The organism is Rhodococcus sp. P4_B6, assembly GCF_056402215.1.
Window position 1 is genome coordinate 20869 of the sequence record NZ_JBFUHV010000064.1, and the last position, 19386, is coordinate 40254.

Sequence of the window (19386 nt, forward strand, 5' to 3'; positions counted from 1 at the left end):
AGCGCATCGGATCGGAGGAAGTCGTGCGGTGGAGCCGAGTCGTCAACGTGGTCAAGTGTCACGTGGGTGGAGAAATCAACAACGTCGTGACCGGCGGGATCGGTGACGTTCCCGGCGCCACCGTGTTCGAGAAGATGAAGCACTTCCGGGACAATCAGGACGACCTGCGGCAATTGCTGTTGCACGAACCCCGCGGTGCGGTCACCCACTGCGTCAACTACATCGTCCCGGCCACCGATCCGCAGGCCCAGCTCGGCTACGTCATCGCCGAGTCGACCGAGTATCCGGCCATGTCGGGCAGCAACACGATGTGTGTCGCGACGGCACTGCTCGAGACCGGGATGATCCCCATGGTCGAACCCGTCACCGACATCGTCCTCGAGGCGCCCGCCGGGCTCATCCGCATCCGGTGCACCTGCGAGAACGGCAAGGTCACCGGCGTCGAGTTCGAAAACCAGCCCGCCTTCGCCTATGCGGTCGAGGTACCGCTCGAACTCGACGGATACGGCACCCTCACCGTCGACGTCGCCTGGGGCGGCATGGCGTACGTGCTCGCCGACGCCGAGGCCCTCGGCCTGAAGTTGGTTCCCGACGAGGCCCGCGACCTGTGCGAACTCGGACAGAGGCTGAAAACCGCAGCAGCGGAGCAAATTCCGGCCCAGCACCCCACCAACCCGGAGTTCGCCGGCATCACCCAGACCGAATTCGTCGGCCCGCTGTCCCGCCACGAGGGCGTCCTGACCGCGCGTAACGCGGTCGTGGTCTCACCGGGGCGGCTGGATCGCTCGCCCTGCGGCACCGGCACGTCCGCACGTCTTGCGGTCCTGAAAGCGAAAGGCCTGATCGAGGTGGGTGAGACCTTCGTCCACGAATCCGTGATCGGCAGCCGATTCACCAGCCGCATCGACCGGCTCACCAGTGTGGGCGACTACGAGGCGGTCGTACCCCGCGTCACCGGGCAGGCCTACATCACCGAACTCAGCCAGGTCGGCCTCGACCCCGCCGACCCCTTCCCCACCGGCTACACACTGTCCGACAACTGGCCGACCGGACACTGACCATGTGAGTGGGAAAGTGTGCCGGGACACGCTTTCCCACTCACATGGGATTCGGCCGTTTGACGTCCCGGCCGGCACGCGCTCTCCGGAGATGATGACCGATGCCCGCGCCCACGGGCGGTCTTCGGCCAGGAAGGGGTTCTCCTGCGCCATCCACTCCTCGATGAACGCGGGCGGATCGACCCCGCGCTCGACACATCTGCGGTAGGCGACCACCGGGTCGGTGGACACCCAGATCGTGGCGTCGAACCATCCGGCTAGGTCGCGGTGGGTTGCCCCTACTCCTTCGACGAAGACGACGTTCGCGGTATCCGGAATGTCGATGGAACCGGGCCGTCCGCGTGCCACCCACCCGGGTGGACGGAACGAGACAGGCGCCCCGCACTGCCGGAGAGGGCAGAGGATGCCGTCGGCAAGAAGATGGTGCCAACCGAAAAAGGAGTGGTGCCAGGCTATGTCATCGGTATGGACGATTACGCTGTCACCGGTCGCTGCAGCGAGTCGAGCGGCAACGGTGGACTTTCCCGACCCACTCCGGCCATCGATTCCGATGACGATCGGGCGGTTCGTGTTCATCTGTCGTGTTTCGCAGAGGCGGGCGAGCAGTTCGTCAGGAGTCGTCTCGACCCAATCGAGAACCGTGACTTCGTTGTCACTCGTCATTGCGGGGATCCTCCTCCAGGATGCCGAGGAGCGCACGCACAGATTCGGTCCCGAGCCCATCCACCTTTCGCCGCAGCGGCAAGGTATCGAGAAAGGCGCCGGCCTCGACGCTTGAGTCGATGCGGGGCACGACAACGGCGACACGGTCGCGATCGATACTCGGGCTTCTCGTGCGATGTCCGCCATGCGCACCGAGTCTCGCAGCGGCGATGTCGTTCTCGGATGCATCTGCTCTTCTTCACGACGCTGATGCGGTTCAGCACACTGTCGAGTGCTGAACCGCATCAGTGGTTCGGTCGGGCCGGGTCAGCCGGCCGCGATGGGTCGTTGCTCGTTGTGTGCCTCGTTGACCGGCTTGTGGTAGCGCGGCACCAGGCGCATCAGGGCGGGACCGCCGATCGCGATCAGCGCGAGGAGGATGGCCGGCAGCAGTGGCATCCATTCGATACCGAGGTTGTCGACGACGACGGTGATCGCGGCCGGCCCGACCAGCATGCCCACGTAGCCGATCGCGTTGACGAGACCGATGTTCCGTCCCGCATTCTCCGGATCGCGTCGCCCGGCCGCCGACAGCATGAGCGGTGCCATGCAGGCCAGGCCGAGACCGAGCAGCACGAAGCCGGTGAGTGCGAGCGGGGCCGAGCCGCCCAGCATCGCGAGGAGAGCACCGGCGGCGCCGATGACTCCGCTCGCGCCGACGATGAGGCGGGCACCGAAGTACTCGGCCAGCCTGTCGCCGAACAACCGGCCGACGAACTGCGCACCCGAGTAGAGCGTCACTGCCGTCGCCGCCAGCCCTGCCGTGGTGCCGACCGCACGGYGAACGAATTCCTGGCCCCAGTCCAGGACCGCGCCCTCGCTCAACATCGACCCGAGCAGGAGCACACCGAATCCGATCATCACGAGCAGCGTCGCCGTGGTGGCCGACCGCTTCCCCGGGTGGGCGGGGTCGGCTGCGCCCGGAATCTCGTCCTGCTCCGGGGGCAGCAACTCGTCGAGGGAGAGGAGCCACTTGCCGAAGACGAAACCGAGGACCGACAACACCACGCCGATCGAGATGTAGGCGACGGCCGGGCTGTCGGTGAAGTGCCGGGCCAGCGCGCTGCCGACGAGACCGAGAACGAAGCCACCCGCCGGGTAGGCGGCGTGGAACGCGGACATGATGGGTCGCCCGTAGTACCGCTCGACCTGCACGCCGTGGGTGTTGAACGCCGTGTCGAATGCGCCGCGGAGCAGTCCGATGAGCACGCCGATCGCCATCGCTCCGACCAGTCCGTCGAGGAACGCGAGGGGGATGTAACAGAGCGGGTAGATCACCATCGTGGGCATGGCCGTGTTTCGCGGGCCGTACCGATCGATGAACGGGCCGATGGCGAAGCACCCGACGGCTGCGCCGATGCCGATCGACAGCGCGAGGAGGCCGAACTGCGAGTCGCCGCCGTCGCCCTCCCATCCGAGGTGACTACGCAACGAAGTGGTGCTCGTCGACCACATCAACATCACGGCGCCCAACTGGAAGAAGCCGAAAAATGTTGCGATTCGCGCCTTTCGCACGCGTGTATGGTCGAGCACGGGAGCGGTGCCTGCTCCATGTGTTGCCATGATTTCGTCCTTGCCGTAGGTCTCGGACCGCCGCGGGCGCCTACGGGGGTAGGCATCCGTTCAGCGAGTAGCGAGCGCGTGAACTTTCGATCAACACCGACTGGATGGCCGGAATCTTGGTGAAAACACTACGAAGGTGACGCGCCGCACAACAGGTACAGACCGTGTACCTCCCGCGCGCAGACTGCACAGAGTGAGAAGGCAGCGCCGGCGATGTCATGGTCGCCTGCTCCGCACTCATGGTCGCCCGCTCCTCACTCATGGTCGCCCGCTCCTGCGCGCCGCGACCGACGACCCCTCGAGCAGATCCAGCCCCTTCACCGCGAGCAGCAGGCTCTGCCGGGTGGCGGCGTCGTCCAGGGATTTACCCAGGATCGCGGCAATGCGGTCGAGCCGGTTGTACAGCGTCCGGCGCTGGATGAAGAGTTTGTCCGCCGCTTCGGTCTTGCGGCCGTCGACGGCGAGGAAGGCCCGCAACGTGGGGAGCAGCGGGGTCGTGGACTGCGCATCCTTCGTGAGAAGTGGGCCGAGTTCGTCCTCGACGAAGCTGGCGAGTTCGGGACCCTGCGCCAACGTCACGAGCAGACGTTCGACACCGAGGTCGTCGAAATGCAGCATCGGTGAGGCGGGCAGGGAGCGCGACACCGCGGCCGCACTTTTTGCCTGCGTGACCGCGACCTGCAGCATCGAGGCGGGCACCGCGCGGCTCATGCCGCCCCCGTGCTCCATCTTCCCGAGCAGGCCCGCGAGGTCGGCGCGTGTTCGCCCGGATTCCGCCGCCACCGCCACGACGTAGTCGCCCATGTCGGCGTTGATCGCCCCGGTGTCGGGCTGGCGGCCCCCGCGCGGAGCGGACGACTCGTCGCGGCCGTCCTTGTTCGCGATGACGACGACGATGTGTCCCGACCCCAGCTGATATCCGAGTCTTCCTGCCTGGTCGACGAATTCGGCTCCGGAGAGGTCGCCGATCAGCAGTCGCGTGATCAGTGCCGTGCTCCGCTGGTCGTCCCGTGCTTCCCGGCTCCGGTCGGTCAGCAAGGAGATCGCGACGGACGCGGCGGCGCGCTCCGCTGCGAACGTGGCGGTGGAGCGTGCGGTCGCGGGCCGGTCGGTGAAGACGTGGATCCAGCCCCAGGGCTGGCCGCGCATCAGAACCGGCCTGCGAACGCATCCGTCGTCGTCGCTGTGGAGGCCGCGCGCGTGCTTGTCCCAGTCCTCGATGCCGGCCTCCTCGTCGAACTCGCCGACGTACGCCATCACGCGGTGCGCGATGTTCTCGAGCACCACCGTGCCGTCGGTGAGTTCGGCCAGCGTCTGCACGATCGACAGGTAGTCGGCGCCGTCGAGCAGCAGGTTCGAGAACGTGGACTCGACTTCCCGCTCGTAGGTGAGCGCCTGCAGGCGCTTGTCGGTCAGGATCTCGTGCACCTGCGCCGAGACACCGGCGAACGACACCTCGCGGGCGAGGGCGATGATCGGCAGGTCGCAGGCCTGCCCTTCGGCGACTACGGCATCCGGTACGCGGTCGAACATCCGTCCCGACTCCTCGATGACGAGAGCGGCGGCCCCGGCATGAGCGGCTGCGCGCACGAACACCTGCTGCAGGGCGCCCGTGTTGCCCATTCCGAGCCCGGCGGTCAGGAGTAATTCTCCGCCCCGGAGGAAGCGGGCGATATCCGAGATCTCGGATGAATGCACCCAGCGGACCTCACGGTCGAGGCTGCCCGATCCGGTCAGGACACGGGCTCCCGCGTCCTTGAGGAGATCGATTTCGAGGGCATCGGCGACGGTGAAGACCATGAACAATGGTACACAGAACGTGCATGAACCGACGCAAATAGTTCCCACAATGCAACTGTCGGAAACGGTGTGGCACCGCAATGCTGAATGACAACAGATCCAGCCCCTCGCTCATCCGAAGGAAGCACCCATGTCATTCGTTCTCAAGGCCGCCGTCGGCGAACCAGCGCAGCGGGCGAGCAACCCCGCCGTGGTCGACACCGTCGCCGCCGTCATCGCCGACGTCCGCGCGAACGGCGACGACGCCGTCCGGAAGTACTCCGAGAAGTTCGACGGCTGGTCCCCCGAGTCGTTCCGGTTGAGCGAGGACCAGGTGGCGGAGATCGTGAAGTCCGTGCCGGAGACCGTCCTCGACGACCTGCGGTTCGCGCAGCGCCAGATCCGCAACTTCGCTCAGGCGCAGCGGGACTCGATCCAGGACATCGAGGTCGAGACGCTGCCGGGCGTCTTCCTCGGCCACCGCAACGTCCCGATCGACGCCGCGGCCGCGTACGTGCCCGGCGGCCGCTACCCGCTGACCGCGTCCGCGCACATGACCGTGCTCACCGCGAAGGTCGCCGGCGTCGAACGCGTCGCCGCGACGACCCCGCCGAACGCGGGCGAGGCACCGCCGATCAGCGTCGCCGCCATGCACCTGGCCGGCGCCGACGAGATCTTCGTCCTCGGCGGCGTCCAGGCGATCGCCGCCCTGGCACTGGGCACCGACACCATCGACCCGGTCTCGATCCTGACCGGCCCCGGCAACGCCTTTGTGGCCGAGGCCAAGCGGCAACTGTTCGGTGAGGTCGGGATCGACCTGTTCGCCGGACCGACCGAGACGCTCATCGTCGCCGACGACCACGCCGACCCGTTCACCATCGCCGTCGACCTGCTGTCGCAGGCCGAGCACGGCCCCGACTCCCCGTGCGTGCTGATCACCACGTCCGAGGCGGTCGGCCGGGCCACCCTCGACCACATCGAGGCCTTGCTCCCGGGCCTGGTGACCAACGCCATCGCCGGTCCCGCGTGGCGCGATCACGGCCAGGTCCACATCGTCGACACCCTCGCCGAGGCCTACGCCCTCGCCGACGAGTTCGCGTCCGAGCACGTCCAGATCCTCACCGAGGACCCGCGCCAGGCCCTGACGTCCATGCGCAACTACGGCGCCCTGTTCCTCGGCGAAGGCACGTGTGTTCCCTATGGCGACAAGCTGATCGGCACCAACCACGTTCTCCCGACCCTCGGCGCCGCGAACTACACCGGCGGTCTGTGGGTGGGCAAGTTCCTCAAGACGCTCACCTACCAGGAGGTCCGCAACCTCGACACCAGCGCCCAGCTGGGTGAGATCTGCGGCCGGGTCTCGCGACTCGAGAAGTTCGAGGGCCACGCCCGGTCCGGCGACCTCCGGGCAGCCAAGTTCGGCAACGCCCCGCTGGCGTGGGGCGACATCCCGACGCGAGTGACCTCGGACCGATGACCCGTCTCGAGCACGATCTCCTCGGTGACCGGGAAGTTCCCTCCGACGCCTACTACGGCATCCACACCCTGCGGGCGACCGAGAACTTTCCGATCACCGGCATTCCCCTGTCCAGCCATCCCGACCTCGTGTCGGCGCTGGCAGCCGTCAAGCAGGCCGCGGCGCAGACCAACGCCGGACTCGGCCTGCTGCCGCGGCGCGAAGCGGACGCCATCGCCCGGGCCTGTGAAGAGATTCGGGCCGGCGCCCTCCGGGACCAGTTCGTCGTGGACGTCATTCAGGGCGGTGCCGGCACCTCCAGCAACATGAACGCCAACGAGGTGGTGGCCAACCGGGCGCTGGAACTGCTCGGCCACGCCCGCGGCAGCTACGAGCATCTGCATCCGCTCGAGCACGTGAACATGAGCCAGAGCACCAACGACGTCTACCCCACCGCGATCAAGGCCGGTCTGCAAACCGCCCTGACCAGGCTGCGGGCGTCGATGCACGAGTTGGCGGCGGCGTTCGCGGTGAAGTCGACCGAGTTCGCCGACGTCCTCAAGGTCGGGCGCACCCAATTGCAGGATGCGGTCCCGATGACCCTGGGGCAGGAGATCGCGACGTTCGCGCTGATGATCGACGAGGATTCGCAGCGGCTCGGGGAGGCGGCGACGCTCATCTCCGAGATCAACCTCGGCGGAACGGCGATCGGGACCGGTCTCAACGCGCATCACGAGTACGCGTGGCGGGTCCGCGAGCATCTCGCCGCGATCACCGGGATCGAGGTGACGACGGCGTCCGACCTGATCGAAGCCACCCAGGACGTCGGCGCGTTCGTCCAGCTGTCCGGGGTGCTCAAGCGCACCGCGGTGAAGCTGTCCAAGATCTGCAACGACCTTCGGCTGCTGTCGTCGGGGCCGCGCGCCGGATTCGGTGAGATCACGCTGCCGCCCGTCCAGGCCGGCTCGTCGATCATGCCAGGCAAGGTGAATCCGGTGATCCCGGAGGTCGTGAACCAGATCGCCTTCCGGGTGATCGGGAACGACCTGACCGTCACGATGGCCGCCGAGGGCGGGCAGCTACAGCTCAACGCGTTCGAGCCGATCATCGCGCACAGCCTGTTCGAGACGATCGAACTGCTCACCCGCGGATGCGCGGTACTCCGCGAGCGGTGTGTCGTGGGGATCGGCGCGAACATCGAGCACTTGAAGAACACCGTCGACGCGTCCATCGGCGTGGTCACGGCCCTCAACCCGCACATCGGGTACACGGCGGCCACCGCGATCGCCGCCGATGCACTGGCGACCGGTCGCACCGTGGCCGCGCTCGTGCTCGAGCGGGGACTGCTCAGTCGCGAGCAGCTCGACGACGTGCTGCGGCCGGAGAATCTCACTCGACCACTCGTGCCCTGACGACCGCGAGCAGCTCGTCCCCTGCCGGGATGAGCTGCTCGTGTGGGGTTGACATCCACGACGTCGTCGCTAACCTTTAGTTATACGTATAACCAACTTCGTCACACCACTCTCTACGACCGAGGAGCAGGACCCATGAGAGACGCATCCGTGGGGGAGCCCACAGGCCCGAGCAAACACAGCTACGACGTCGTCATCGTCGGCAGCGGAATGGGCGGTGGAACGCTCGCCTACGCGCTCGCGGACTCGGGAGTCGATGTGCTTCTGATCGAGCGCGGCGACTTCCTGCCGCAGGAAAAGCAGAACTGGAGCCCGCAGGAGGTCTTCGAAGGACACCGGTACGCGAACGCCGAGCAGTGGTACGACACCGAGGGCAGACCGTTCAGCCCCGGCACGTACTACTACGTCGGCGGGAACACCAAACTCTACGGCTCCTCGCTGGTGCGGTTCCGCCGGGAAGACTTCCAGTCGACGCAGCACGAGGCCGGCGAATCACCCGAGTGGCCCTTCTCGTACGACGATTTCGCGCCGTATTACGCACGCGCAGAACAGGTGTACCGGGTCCACGGTGACCACACCGACGACCCGACCCTGCCCCGCGACGAACCGTTCCCCTACCCGGCGATCGGACACGAACCGCCGGTGCAGGAGGCGGCCGACGCCCTGCGCCGCCTCGGATACACCCCGTCGAACATTCCGCTGGGCATCGACCTGCGCGAGGGCGGCGGTTGCATTCGATGTCGGACCTGCGACGGGTTCCCCTGTCGCGTGCTTGCCAAGTCCGATGCGGACGTGCGCTGCGTGCGTCCCGCCGTGGCCTCCGGCACGGTGGAACTGCTGACCAACGCCTACGCCGAACAGGTCCTGACCGACGACACCGGCATGCAGGCCACCGGAGTTCGGCTGCGGCACCGCGGGACCGAACTCGTCGTCGAGGCAGCCACCGTGGTGGTCTCCTGCGGCGCCGTCAACTCCGCGGCGGTGCTGCTGCGGTCGGCGAACCCCGCGCACCCGGGCGGTCTCGCCAACTCCTCCGGCATGGTCGGACGAAACTACATGGTGCACAACAACTCCATCATGGTCGGCATCAACCCGCTGAAGAAGAACACCGCCGAGTTCCAGAAGACGCTGTACCTCAACGACTTCTACACCCGCGGCACCGCCGAGCACCCCTATCCGCTCGGGCACGTGCAGCTGATCGGGAAACTGCAGGGCGAGATGATCAAGGGCCAACGTCCGCTGATCCCCAAGTGGGCGCTGAGCCAGGCGACGGCCCGCAGCATCGACTGGTGGCTGTTCACCGAGGACCTGCCCGATCCGGACAACCGCGTCACCCTCACCGCCGACGGCAACATCCAGATCGCGTGGACCCCCAACAACACGCGCGCCCACGAGGTGCTGGTCCGCGAGATGCGCAAGATCCTCCGCAAGATCGGGTACCCGTTCGTCTTCAGCGAGGGCACCGGCATCGAGGTCAACTCCCACCAGGCCGGCACCGTCCGCGCCGGAACCGACCCCGCGACCTCCGTACTCGACGCCGACTGCCGCGCCCACGACGTGCACAACCTCTACGTCGTCGACTCGTCCTTCTTCCCGTCCCTGCCCGTGATGAACCCCGCCCTGTCCATCGCGGCCAACGCCTTCCGCGTCGCCGAGGCGATCACCGCACAGCACCGCACGACCGCAGGCCGGACTTCCCCGGCCGAGCCCACGTCCGTCTGACACCGTCACCGACAGCTAGGAACCACCGATATGACAACACAGCAACTCACCGGCGGACAGATGGTCGTCGACTTCCTCATCCGCGAGGGAGTCGAGAAGGTCTTCGCGATCCCCGGCCACGGCAACACCGCACTCCTCGACGCGTTCGTCGACCGCGCCGACGAGATCGAACTCGTGCCGGCCATGCACGAACAGGGCGCCGCCCACATGGCCGACGGCTACTACCGGGCCTCCGGCAAGATCGCCGCGATCTGTACCTCCATCGGTCCGGGCGCGACCAACACCCTCACCGGGTTGGCGACCGCGTTCGCCGACTCGATGCCGATGCTCCTGATCACCGGCGCCGTGCACACCTACATGGAAAACCGGGGTGTACTGCAGGAGATCGACCGCCCGCACGGCAACAACTTTCCCCGCATGGTCGAACCGGTGGTCAAGCGCTGGTGGCAGCCCAGCCGCCTCGAACAGCTTACGGTGGCGCTCGCGCAGGCGTTCAACACCATGCACGAGGGCCGGCGCGGGCCCGTGCTCGTCGACATCCCGCAGGACCTGCAGGCCGAATACGGCGACTACACCCCCGACACCGGCACCCGCAGGCCCGCCACCCGCGCAACCGGCGACCCGGCCGTGATCGCCGAGGCCGCCCGCCTGCTCGCCGGCGCGAAACGTCCCGTCATCGTCGCCGGCGGCGGCGTCATCCACGCCGAGGCCGCCGCGGAGTTGATGGCCGTCGCCGAGCACCTCGGGGCACCGGTCACGCACTCGTTCCAGGGCAAGGGCGCCTTCCCCGCCGACCACGACCTCTACGCCTGGCCGTGCGGCGACATGGGTTCGATCCCGGGCAACGGCGTCACCCGCACCGCTGACGTGATCCTCGCCGTCGGCTGCCGGTTCAGCGACCGCATCACCTCCTCGTACCGCCCCGGCGTCACGTTCGACATCCCGAACACCAAACTGGTGCAGATCGACATCGACGGATTCGAGATCGGCCGCAACTACCCGGTCGAGGTGGGTGTCGTCGGCGACGCGAAAACCTCCCTGCAGTCCCTGCAGAACGCCCTCACCGACCTCGGGCCCGGCCGCGACTACCGCAGCACCGACTACTTCGCGGAACTGCAGGACCTCAAGGCCCAGTGGGACGAGCACCTGCGGCCGATGCGGACCACCGACTACCTGCCGATGACCAACTCGCGGGCGATGGTCGAGATCCGCAAGGCCCTTCCGCGCGAGGGCATCCTCGTCACCGACTCGTCCAACCCCGCGAACCAGGCGTTCAACGAGTTCCCGATCTACGGCCCGAAGACCAACATCGTGGCCGGCGGCTTCTCCGGCATCGGATTCGGTGTGCCCGCCGCGATCGGCGCGCAGATCGGCGCCCCGGACACCCCGGTCCTGGCGATGGTCGGCGACGGCAGCTTCCTCCAGACCGGCACCGAGATCGCGACCGCCGCGATGCTCGGAGTGCCGCTGGTGATCGTCGTGCTCAACAATGGCGGCTGGGAAGCGATCAAGGACCTCCAGATCAGCCTGTTCGGTGAAGAACGCGAAATCATCTCCGGGTGGAAGAACCTCGACGGGACACCGTATTTCGCCGACATCACCCGGTTCGCCCAGTCACTCGGCTGCAGCGCCGAGCGCGTCGAGGACCCGGAGAAGCTGGCCGACGCCATCGAGCGCGCGTTCGCGACGCCGGGCCCGGTGATCATCGAGGCGATGAGCGCGCACGAACTGCCGTGGACCGAGATGCACCCGACCGGCTGGTGGGACATCACCGTCCCCGCCTACCACGGCGAGGTCCGCGACGACTACGTCGCTCAGCGCGGATTCTGATCGGGGACCGGCATGGGAGAAATCAAACTCGGCCTGAACCTGGAGTTCGCCCGCTTCGAGAACGGGTCGTTCGACTGGGCCATGGACCAGGCCGCGGAGATCGGCTACAAGTACGTGGAGCCGATGGTCTACTGGGGCCGCGAGTTGCTGAGCACCGCCGGGTACTTCCACACCCGGTCGATGCTCGACGACCCACTGATCATGCGGGACGCCGCCGAATCCCGCGGGCTGAGCATCTCGTCGCTGTCCAGCCACGCCCCGCTGGCCAAGCCGGACGTGTCGGTCGACTACCTCAAGCAGTCGATCCGCTACGCCGCCGAGGTCGGGTCGCCGATGATCATGGTCGACGACGGGCCGCTGCCGACGTGGACCACCGAGGCGGAGAACTACACGCTGATGCGGTACACGCTGCAGGAGGCGGCGAAGGTGGCCGAACGGCGCGGCATCAAGATCGCGATCGAGACGCACGGCGAGTACACCGCCACCCCGGAGCGGCTCGAGAAGATCATGAACCTGATCGACAGCCCCGCGCTGACGATCAACCTCGACACCGGCAACAGCTACCTCAGCGAGAACGACCCGCACGAGTGGCTCGAACAGATCATCGGGGACGTCACCCACCTGCACGCCAAGGACATCGGCGTCGACGACGCGAAACGGCTGCGCGGCAAAATCCGCGGCATGCTCGGCTGCGCCTGCGGCGACGGCGTCATCGACTGGGAACGGATCGTGAAAACCCTCCACGAGGCGGACCACGACATCGTCCTGTCCGTCGAATGCGGTGGCCTCGACGCCGCGAAGAAGAGCTACACCTATCTCACCGATCTGATCACCCGCATCCAGACCGGCTGACAACGGCGTCACCGGCCCCGCAGGTGATCCCACGACACGCTGGATCCTGAACCGACATTCGAGTCTCCGGCGCGTCGTGTCCACAGCGTGCCGCCCGACACCCCGTGTGCCGGGCGGCACGTTTCACCCCTACCAGCAGTGCGGATGGCGATAGCCGCGATCCGGGAAGAGCTTGTCATGAATACTCCTGCCCGCACCGAGGCACGTCATCGGGTGGTGATCGTCGGCTCCGGATTCGGCGGCCTGTTCGCCGCGAAGGCGTTGCGCCGGGCCGACGTCGACGTCCTCGTCGTCGACCGCACCAGCCACCACCTGTTCCAGCCGCTGCTGTACCAGGTGGCGACCGGGATCCTGTCCGAGGGCGAGATCGCGCCGGCGACGCGGATGGTGTTGAAGAAGCAGTCGAACGCCTCGGTGATGCTGGGGGACGTCACCGACATCGACCTGGCGGGGCGCAGCATCACCTTGACCCATCAGGGCAGGACGACCACCACCGAGTACGACAGTCTGATCGTCTCGGCCGGGGCCCGGCAGTCGTACTTCGGCAACGACCACTTCGCCGAGCACGCCCCCGGCATGAAGACCATCGACGACGCACTCGAACTCCGCGGCCGGATCCTGGGCGCGTTCGAACGTGCCGAACTGTCCACCGCCGCGGAGGAACGCGCCCGCCTCCTGACGTTCGTGGTGGTCGGCGCCGGGCCCACCGGAGTGGAAATGGCCGGGCAGATAGCCGAACTGGCCCACCGGACCCTTGTCGGCGCATACCGGAACATCGACACCCGCGACGCCCGGATCGTCCTGCTCGACGCCGCGTCCACGGTGTTGCCGCCGTTCGGCGACCGACTCGGATCGACCGCCGCCGAGGGTCTCGAGAAGATCGGCGTCGAGGTGCGGCTCGGGGCGGCCGTCACCGACGTCGACGCGGACGGGGTGACGATCAAGGACGGGCGAGGCGAGACCGTCCGCATCGAATCCGCGTGCAAGGTGTGGTCGGCGGGCGTGGAAGCCAGCCCGCTGGCCCGGCAGCTTGCCGAGCAGTCGGGGGCCGAACTCGACCGCGCCGGGCGGATCGCCGTCCGCGAGGACCTGACGGTGCCGGGGCACCGGGAGGTGTTCGTGATCGGCGACATGATGGCCCGCGACCGCCTCCCCGGGGTGGCGCAGGTCGCGATCCAGGGTGGCCGGTACGCGGCGCAGCAGATCGCAGCAGATGCCCGCCCGCGCGCGTCCGCACCCGACCGGCTTCCGTTCCGGTACAGGGACAAGGGGTCGATGGCGACGATCTCGAGATTCAACGCCGTCGTGAAGGTCGGGGGCGTCGAACTCGCGGGACTCCTCGCCTGGATCCTGTGGCTGGCCGTCCACGTCGTCTACGTCGTCGGGTTCCGAAGCCGTCTGTCCACGCTCATGTCGTGGACGTGGACATTCCTCGGCTCGTGGCGGGGACAGCTGACGGTCACCGATCAACAAGTGTTGGCACGCAACGTCCTGGGCAAAATCGTTCTCCTCGACCGGTGCGAGGGATGTTCACCCATCAGGGCCGTACAGACAATTAGCAGTGAGCATGCTAACTTGCTAACATCCCGTAAGAGAAGGAGCTCCTCATGACCACTCCGACGTCCGGCACAAAAGCGACCGACACGAAGGTCTCCGGTGGAAATCCCTCCCGCGCAACAGATGCCGGGAAGGGTAAGGATCAGAACGCGTTCGCAAGCATCGGGTCGAAGGTCGTCGACACGACCAAGAAGGCAGGGAACCGGTCGCTCGACGTCTACGAAAAGGCTCTCGACAGTAGCCTCGAATACCACTCGGCAATCGCGGCGGTCACCAACGTCGAGTGGGTTTCGACGATTGCGGATGCGCACGCGAAGCTGGCCCGCGAGATCAGCGCGGCGACAACCGCAGCGGCTCGAGAATTGCTGAAGTAGCTGATAGGGCCCGCGGTAGCACGGTAGTACGGTCACCGTGGGTCCTGACCGCCGCCTCCCGAGCGAGAGCCCTCCGCGAGAACTTCATTCCGTCTCCCGCCCATAGGCGACGCAGACGTCTGCGCTTATCCGCGCTTACGCTCGGACCTCGTCACCTTGCGGAACGTCTCGTACATCTCCACGAGGGCCTTGCGCCGGGCATTGGTGAGGTCGCCGTCCTGCCCTATCGCCCGAACTACGCTCGAAGACTCCTCCGGACGCGCTCGGACCTGCCCGAGCAAAACATCAGCCGAGGTCTGCAGGTGCTCCGCGGTGGCGTCGAGAACTCGCTCACTCGGCTCCCGGAGATTGCGTTCGATCTGCGAAAGGTAGGGGTTCGAGATCCCCACCATCGCGGCGAACTGCCGCATCGGAAGCTTGGCAAGTTCCCGCTGCTGCCTGATCAACTCACCTAACGTCGGTGACGGCTTCTTGTCTTCGGCCACCCTGCCAGGATAGACAGCGGGTAACGCTACCCTCCGACCCGCACGTCCAAGATGCTTCGGCCCGCGACTTCGCCACGTCGGCGGAGGGAAATGGAGAATGTCAACCCAGCGTGGCGGCCGATTGTTGCCGTCGATGCAGCGCCTTTCCCGTCTTCTTCAGGATGGTGAGGAGCTCACCCGCCAGAGCGACATGGCCGGCGCTGGCAGGCAGGGCCACGAAGATCTCCCGCGCAAGCGCCGGCTTCAACCGGCGGGCGCGAGTTCCGCGGCCGGGAACCAGGGCGAGCTCGGGAACGAATGCGACGGCGACACCGGAGGTGGCGAGAGCCTGTGCGACATCGTAGGACTCGGTCTGGAACGGCGCCCAAGGCACGAACCCGGAGTCTGCGGCTGCCGAGTTCAATTGTGTACGTGCGGGTCTGCCGGTGATGCTGCACGCCCAGGCGTCCTTCTCGAAGGCCTTCAACTCCACCGCCTGAGAGGCCGGACCTTGCGCCTGAGGGTGATCGTCGGGGAGGACGACCCGAAGCGGATCGGTGAGAAGGTGCTCGAATCGAACTCCTTCGACTGCACTCGGGGTGCCGCTGTACGAGGCGGTGATCGCCATATCCAGCTCACCGCTGGTGATCAGTTCGATGCCTCCGTCGGTGGGCACGTCGACGACCGACAACTGTGCTTCGGGGTGTCGGTATCGCAGCGCGGTCAGTCCGTCCGGAAGCAACGCAACCGCCGCCGAGGGAAACGCGCCGAGACGGAGTCTGTTGGCGTGAGCGCCGAGGTAGTCCGCGACGGTTTCCTCCGCTCGGGACAGTTCGGCAGAGACGCGTTCGCTGTGCTCGGCCAGCAGGCTTCCGAGAGGGGTCAGCTTGGCACCTCGCGCGCCCCGTTCGACCAGCAGTGCGCCGAGGTCGCGTTCAAGCTTGGCGAGCTGCTGTGACACTGCGGGGGAAGTGATTCCGAGTGTTTCTGCTGCGCGTGCGAGGCTGCCCCCCTGCTTGACGGCCAGCAGGAGGGCCAACTGCGACGAGGTGAGGTTCATTAAGCAAACCTTAGCGCTGCAGCAGCTAGATCGCCATTCTGCTTATTCAATTTCGGCGAGACGATGGACGGTATCGAAACCCGCAGAAGGAGTATGCCCTGATGGCCAGTTCACCTCGCGCAACTCGCGCCGCCGACTCCCGCGCCTGGAAGTCAGGTGTCCTCCAGTGACGACCTCCGTTCGATTCGACGTCCGTAGCAACGTCGCCTGGATCACCCTCGATGGCGTGGACACCCGCAACTCCCTCGATCGGAACAGCGCGCAAGCCCTGGTCGACGCTTGCGATGCCGTCGACGTTGACCCATCGGTGGGTGCTGTGGTGATCACCGGAGCCGGAAGCGCCTTCTGCTCGGGAGCCGACCGAACCGCACTCGGGAATCTTGCAAGTGCACAGCCGCACGAGGCGTACGAGGCGCTCGACTCCCTCTACCGTGCGTTCCGCCGATTCGGTGAGGTGACTGTTCCGTCGATTGCCGCGATCAATGGTGCCGCGGTGGGAGCCGGACTCAATTTGGCGCTGTCGGCGGATGTGCGTCTTGCGGCCGAGGACGCGCTGCTGGTGCCGGGCTTCGCGGAGAACGGAATTCATCCTGGCGGTGGGCATTTCCACCTTCTCGAGCGGGCAGCCGGTCGCCAGGCCGCCGCCGCGCTAGGCGTGTTCGGGCACCGCTTGACCGGGGCGAGTGCCGCTGACACCGGACTGGTGTGGGACGCGGTTCCGGTGGCCGATCTCGAAGAGGCGGCCCAGCGCCTCGCCGAACCGGTCGCCCGAGATCCTGAACTCGCTCGGGCCTTGGCGAACAGCCTGCGGTTGACGACCACACCACCGTGCGCATGGCAGGCGGCAATCGAGGTCGAACGCGCCCGGCAGATGTGGTCGCTGTCGCGCCCCCGCTGACGGGCCCAAAGACACAGGAAGGACCGTGATGATCGACAATCTCCCACACCTTTTCCTCGATCGCGCATCCATCCGCCCCGACCTGATGGTCGGTGTGCTCGACAATCAGATCTCGTTGCGAGTCGCTCTCGAACTTGCCGCCGGTGGGGCAGCCGACTTGTGTGCCCGGAACCTGTCCGCAGACAACCGCGTCGCAATCGTGGCAGAAAACTCGACGGATTACGTTCTGGCCTGGCTGAGTTGCTTGTTGGCAGGCGTGCCTGTCGCGCTGGTGGATCCGACCTACCCTCGGGAGCCCCTGGCGTGCATGCTCGACGTCCTCGACCCCACGGTGGTGATCACTGACCGCCCCGCAGCCCCATCGTTCGCTGGAACTCGCAACGCGATCACCATCAGCGCCTTCCGTAATGCCCCTCGGCTCGATCCCAGCCACGCCCCCGGCACCAACTCCGGTCGGTACTCGACGGCATCGCTCATGCACCCGGCCCGGCACACGCCGCGTATCCCGAAGTTCTGCGCCCTATCGCACGAGTACTTTCTCCGACTGGGACGGGCGGTCGCGGAGGCGATGACACTCACCGACCGCGATCGATCACTCACTCCGCTGCCCCTCTCACGAATCAACTCCCTCGGGTACGGGCTCGTCGGCGCACTGACCGCGGGCGCGGACGCCTTGCTCGCCCGCACCTTTGCGGCCGACACCTTCTGGTCCGAGGCCATCGACCACGGGATCACCGCGCTGACACTGGACGCACCACTGGCGCACAATCTCGCGCGCACCGCCACCGAGAAGGACTCGGCCGGGCACCGCGTGCGAACCATGTTCCCGGCCGATCGTGCGTTGATGCAGCAGTTCGGGGTGGTCCGGGCGGTTTCCGGATACGGTTCGCCCGAGGCCGCCGGAGCGAGTCACCTGCGCACGTGGTCCATCGACGACGACATCCCCACCGACGCCCATCGCCACGGCGGGCCTGGGCGAGAGGACATCGAATGGAAGTTGACGGACTCGGGTGAGATCCTGATCCGCGAATCCGCCCGTTGCACGTTGTTCACCGGATACTTCACCTTTCCCGGCGTGACCTCGACACTCGACCAGAACGGCTGGTTCCACACCGGGGATCACGGGCGGCTCGACGTCGACGGCGGTCTGGTCGCCGTCGACCCTTCACCTGCATGAAAAGCTTCTGCGTTCCGCCTCAACCGCCCCCAGTCTGCTATTTCGAGTAGCAGCCAACATCTGAAGGAACCGAGATGTCCACATCTCTGCACAGTCTCACCGATCACGAGCTCGACGCCGAGCTCACCCGGAGCCGCGCCGAGTACGACACATTGAAGGCGCGCGGGCTGGCCCTCGACATCACCCGGGGCAAGCCCGCCCCGGAACAGCTCGACCTCTCAGCCGCGATGCTTTCCCTGCCCGGTGACAACGACTACGTGATCGATGGAATCGACTGCCGCAACTACGGTGAACTCCCCGGCCTCCCGTCGCTGCGCGCACTGTTCGGCGAGGTTCTCAATCTCGCCCCGGAAAGTTTGATCGCCGGTGGCACGTCCAGCCTGGAGACGATGTACGACGTGCTCTCGTTTGCATGGATTCACGGGGCATGTGACGACGGCGCCCCATGGTCTTCCGCTCCGGTAAAGTTCTTGTGCCCCGTACCCGGTTACGATCGGCATTTCGCCATCACCGAGTCCTTCGGTATCGAGCTGATTGCGGTCCCCCTGGTCTCCGACGGTCCTGATGTCGACGCGATCCGGGAGTTGGTTGCCGGGGACCCGCAGATCAAGGGTATATGGTGTGTCCCAATGTTTTCCAATCCGAGTGGGGTGACCTATTCCGAGCAGGTCACTCGCGACCTGCTGAGCATGCAGAYCGCCGCACCGGACTTCCGCATCTTCTGGGACAACGCCTATGCGGTGCACGCCCTGGTCGGCGACGCCCCGGAGGTTCTCGATGTACTGGCCATCGCCGCACAGATGGGCAATCCTGAGCGGCCGTTCGTCTTCGCGTCGACGTCGAAGATGACAATCGCCGGTGGCGGGGTGAGTTTCTTCGCCGGTTCCGGCGAGAACGTTGCGTGGTATCTGGGCCACCTCTCGCAGAAGCGGGTCGGACAGGACAAGGTCAACCAACTTCGGCATGTCCGGTTCTTCGTCGACGTGAACGGTGTTCGTACGCACATGCGCAAGCACCAACAAATTCTCGCCCCGAAGTTCGAACTCGTCACCACAATTCTTCGCCGCGAGGTCGGCGATTCCGGCATCGCATCGTGGACGGATCCGCGCGGAGGCTACTTCGTCAACCTCGAGGTGCTGCCCGGCACGGCCAAGCGGGTGGTGGCGCTGGCGAAGGATGCCGGTATCGCTCTGACACCGGCCGGTTCGGCATTCCCGTCCGGCAATGATCCTCGGGACAGCCACATCCGGTTGGCACCGAGTTTGCCGTCCGAGCCCGAGTTGCAGTTTGCGATCAATGGCCTGTGCACCTGCATCCGGTTGGCGGCCGCCGAGATCGTCCACCGCGATCGCGCCGCCGATGTCCATCGCTCGTCGGTGTCGGTGTAGCCGAGACCGACTCCTTCGCAGAGGATCCCGAATGCACCGAATCTCATGGAGGATGCGGCGGGCCACCCCCGCCATGGGACTGCTGGTGGTCTTG

14 protein-coding genes and 1 pseudogene are annotated in these 19386 nt (G+C 66.6%); 11 read left to right on the top strand and 4 right to left on the bottom strand.

The window, feature by feature from the left end; translation table 11 throughout:
• The first annotated feature begins 23 nt into the window (after nucleotides 1–23).
• Nucleotides 24–1058: a proline racemase family protein gene (locus tag AC1DWT_RS26605; RefSeq protein ID WP_072939232.1), complete on the top strand. Its 1035-nt coding sequence runs from the start codon at nucleotides 24–26 to the stop codon at nucleotides 1056–1058.
• Between the two features lie 969 nt (nucleotides 1059–2027).
• Here the strand turns inward: AC1DWT_RS26605 and AC1DWT_RS26610 are convergent.
• A pseudogene (locus tag AC1DWT_RS26610) lies at nucleotides 2028–3359 on the bottom strand (MFS transporter); the annotation flags it as partial.
• A gap of 222 nt (nucleotides 3360–3581) precedes the next feature.
• Nucleotides 3582–5123, bottom strand: a complete 1542-nt coding sequence (locus AC1DWT_RS26615; protein ID WP_072939238.1) for a PucR family transcriptional regulator — start codon at nucleotides 5121–5123, stop codon at nucleotides 3582–3584.
• A gap of 130 nt (nucleotides 5124–5253) precedes the next feature.
• On the opposite strand from AC1DWT_RS26615, the gene hisD reads away from it, so the two are divergent.
• The 7 genes from hisD (at nucleotide 5254) to AC1DWT_RS26650 (ending at nucleotide 14305) form a co-directional block, all read left to right on the top strand.
• Nucleotides 5254–6579: a histidinol dehydrogenase gene (hisD, locus tag AC1DWT_RS26620; protein WP_095863099.1), complete on the top strand. Its 1326-nt coding sequence runs from the start codon at nucleotides 5254–5256 to the stop codon at nucleotides 6577–6579.
• Nucleotides 6576–7970 (top strand): aspartate ammonia-lyase, encoded by a 1395-nt coding sequence (locus AC1DWT_RS26625; protein WP_095863098.1) that lies wholly within the window; start codon nucleotides 6576–6578, stop codon nucleotides 7968–7970. The genes hisD and AC1DWT_RS26625 overlap by 4 nt, the downstream gene beginning before the upstream one ends.
• A gap of 135 nt (nucleotides 7971–8105) precedes the next feature.
• A complete protein-coding gene (locus AC1DWT_RS26630; protein WP_477922928.1) occupies nucleotides 8106–9692 on the top strand; it encodes a GMC family oxidoreductase in 1587 nt (528 codons plus the stop codon).
• 30 nt (nucleotides 9693–9722) lie between these two features.
• Nucleotides 9723–11522: a thiamine pyrophosphate-binding protein gene (locus AC1DWT_RS26635; RefSeq protein ID WP_072939246.1), complete on the top strand. Its 1800-nt coding sequence runs from the start codon at nucleotides 9723–9725 to the stop codon at nucleotides 11520–11522.
• A gap of 12 nt (nucleotides 11523–11534) precedes the next feature.
• Nucleotides 11535–12374 (top strand): sugar phosphate isomerase/epimerase family protein, encoded by an 840-nt coding sequence (locus AC1DWT_RS26640; RefSeq protein ID WP_072939249.1) that lies wholly within the window; start codon nucleotides 11535–11537, stop codon nucleotides 12372–12374.
• 177 nt (nucleotides 12375–12551) lie between these two features.
• On the top strand, nucleotides 12552–13985 hold the full coding sequence (locus tag AC1DWT_RS26645) for an NAD(P)/FAD-dependent oxidoreductase (RefSeq protein WP_477922930.1): 1434 nt from the start codon (nucleotides 12552–12554) through the stop codon (nucleotides 13983–13985).
• Entirely contained in the window at nucleotides 13982–14305 is a 324-nt protein-coding gene (locus tag AC1DWT_RS26650) for a hypothetical protein (RefSeq protein WP_095863094.1), read from the top strand. Before AC1DWT_RS26645 ends, AC1DWT_RS26650 begins: the two co-directional genes overlap by 4 nt.
• 125 nt (nucleotides 14306–14430) lie before the next feature.
• On the opposite strand, the gene AC1DWT_RS26655 is transcribed toward AC1DWT_RS26650, so the two are convergent.
• Together AC1DWT_RS26655 and AC1DWT_RS26660 are read right to left on the bottom strand one after the other, a co-directional pair.
• A complete protein-coding gene (locus AC1DWT_RS26655; RefSeq protein WP_257015737.1) occupies nucleotides 14431–14790 on the bottom strand; it encodes a helix-turn-helix domain-containing protein in 360 nt (119 codons plus the stop codon).
• A 100-nt stretch (nucleotides 14791–14890) separates the two neighbouring features.
• Complete coding sequence (locus tag AC1DWT_RS26660; RefSeq protein WP_095863093.1) at nucleotides 14891–15829, bottom strand: LysR family transcriptional regulator; 939 nt, start codon at nucleotides 15827–15829, stop codon at nucleotides 14891–14893.
• 166 nt (nucleotides 15830–15995) lie between these two features.
• On the opposite strand from AC1DWT_RS26660, the gene AC1DWT_RS26665 reads away from it, so the two are divergent.
• From AC1DWT_RS26665 to AC1DWT_RS26675, 3 genes are all read left to right on the top strand, one after another.
• A complete protein-coding gene (locus AC1DWT_RS26665; RefSeq protein WP_095863092.1) occupies nucleotides 15996–16727 on the top strand; it encodes an enoyl-CoA hydratase-related protein in 732 nt (243 codons plus the stop codon).
• A gap of 28 nt (nucleotides 16728–16755) precedes the next feature.
• Nucleotides 16756–17904, top strand: a complete 1149-nt coding sequence (locus AC1DWT_RS26670) for an AMP-binding protein (RefSeq protein WP_095863091.1) — start codon at nucleotides 16756–16758, stop codon at nucleotides 17902–17904.
• Nucleotides 17905–17978: 74 nt separating this feature from the next.
• Complete coding sequence (locus AC1DWT_RS26675) at nucleotides 17979–19292, top strand: aspartate aminotransferase type Ic (RefSeq protein ID WP_477922931.1); 1314 nt, start codon at nucleotides 17979–17981, stop codon at nucleotides 19290–19292.
• Nucleotides 19293–19386: the final 94 nt, after the last annotated feature.

Excerpts from the sequence above, each read along its gene's own strand:
- AC1DWT_RS26615 (WP_072939238.1), bottom strand. The coding sequence starts at position 5,123 with ATGGTCTTCACCGTCGCCGATGCCCTCGAAATCGATCTCCTCAAGGAC.
- hisD (WP_095863099.1), top strand. The coding sequence starts at position 5,254 with ATGTCATTCGTTCTCAAGGCCGCCGTCGGCGAACCAGCGCAGCGGGCG.
- AC1DWT_RS26625 (WP_095863098.1), top strand. The coding sequence starts at position 6,576 with ATGACCCGTCTCGAGCACGATCTCCTCGGTGACCGGGAAGTTCCCTCC.
- AC1DWT_RS26630 (WP_477922928.1), top strand. The coding sequence starts at position 8,106 with ATGAGAGACGCATCCGTGGGGGAGCCCACAGGCCCGAGCAAACACAGC.
- AC1DWT_RS26635 (WP_072939246.1), top strand. The coding sequence starts at position 9,723 with ATGACAACACAGCAACTCACCGGCGGACAGATGGTCGTCGACTTCCTC.
- AC1DWT_RS26640 (WP_072939249.1), top strand. The coding sequence starts at position 11,535 with ATGGGAGAAATCAAACTCGGCCTGAACCTGGAGTTCGCCCGCTTCGAG.
- AC1DWT_RS26645 (WP_477922930.1), top strand. The coding sequence starts at position 12,552 with ATGAATACTCCTGCCCGCACCGAGGCACGTCATCGGGTGGTGATCGTC.
- AC1DWT_RS26650 (WP_095863094.1), top strand. The coding sequence starts at position 13,982 with ATGACCACTCCGACGTCCGGCACAAAAGCGACCGACACGAAGGTCTCC.
- AC1DWT_RS26660 (WP_095863093.1), bottom strand. The coding sequence starts at position 15,829 with ATGAACCTCACCTCGTCGCAGTTGGCCCTCCTGCTGGCCGTCAAGCAG.
- AC1DWT_RS26670 (WP_095863091.1), top strand. The coding sequence starts at position 16,756 with ATGATCGACAATCTCCCACACCTTTTCCTCGATCGCGCATCCATCCGC.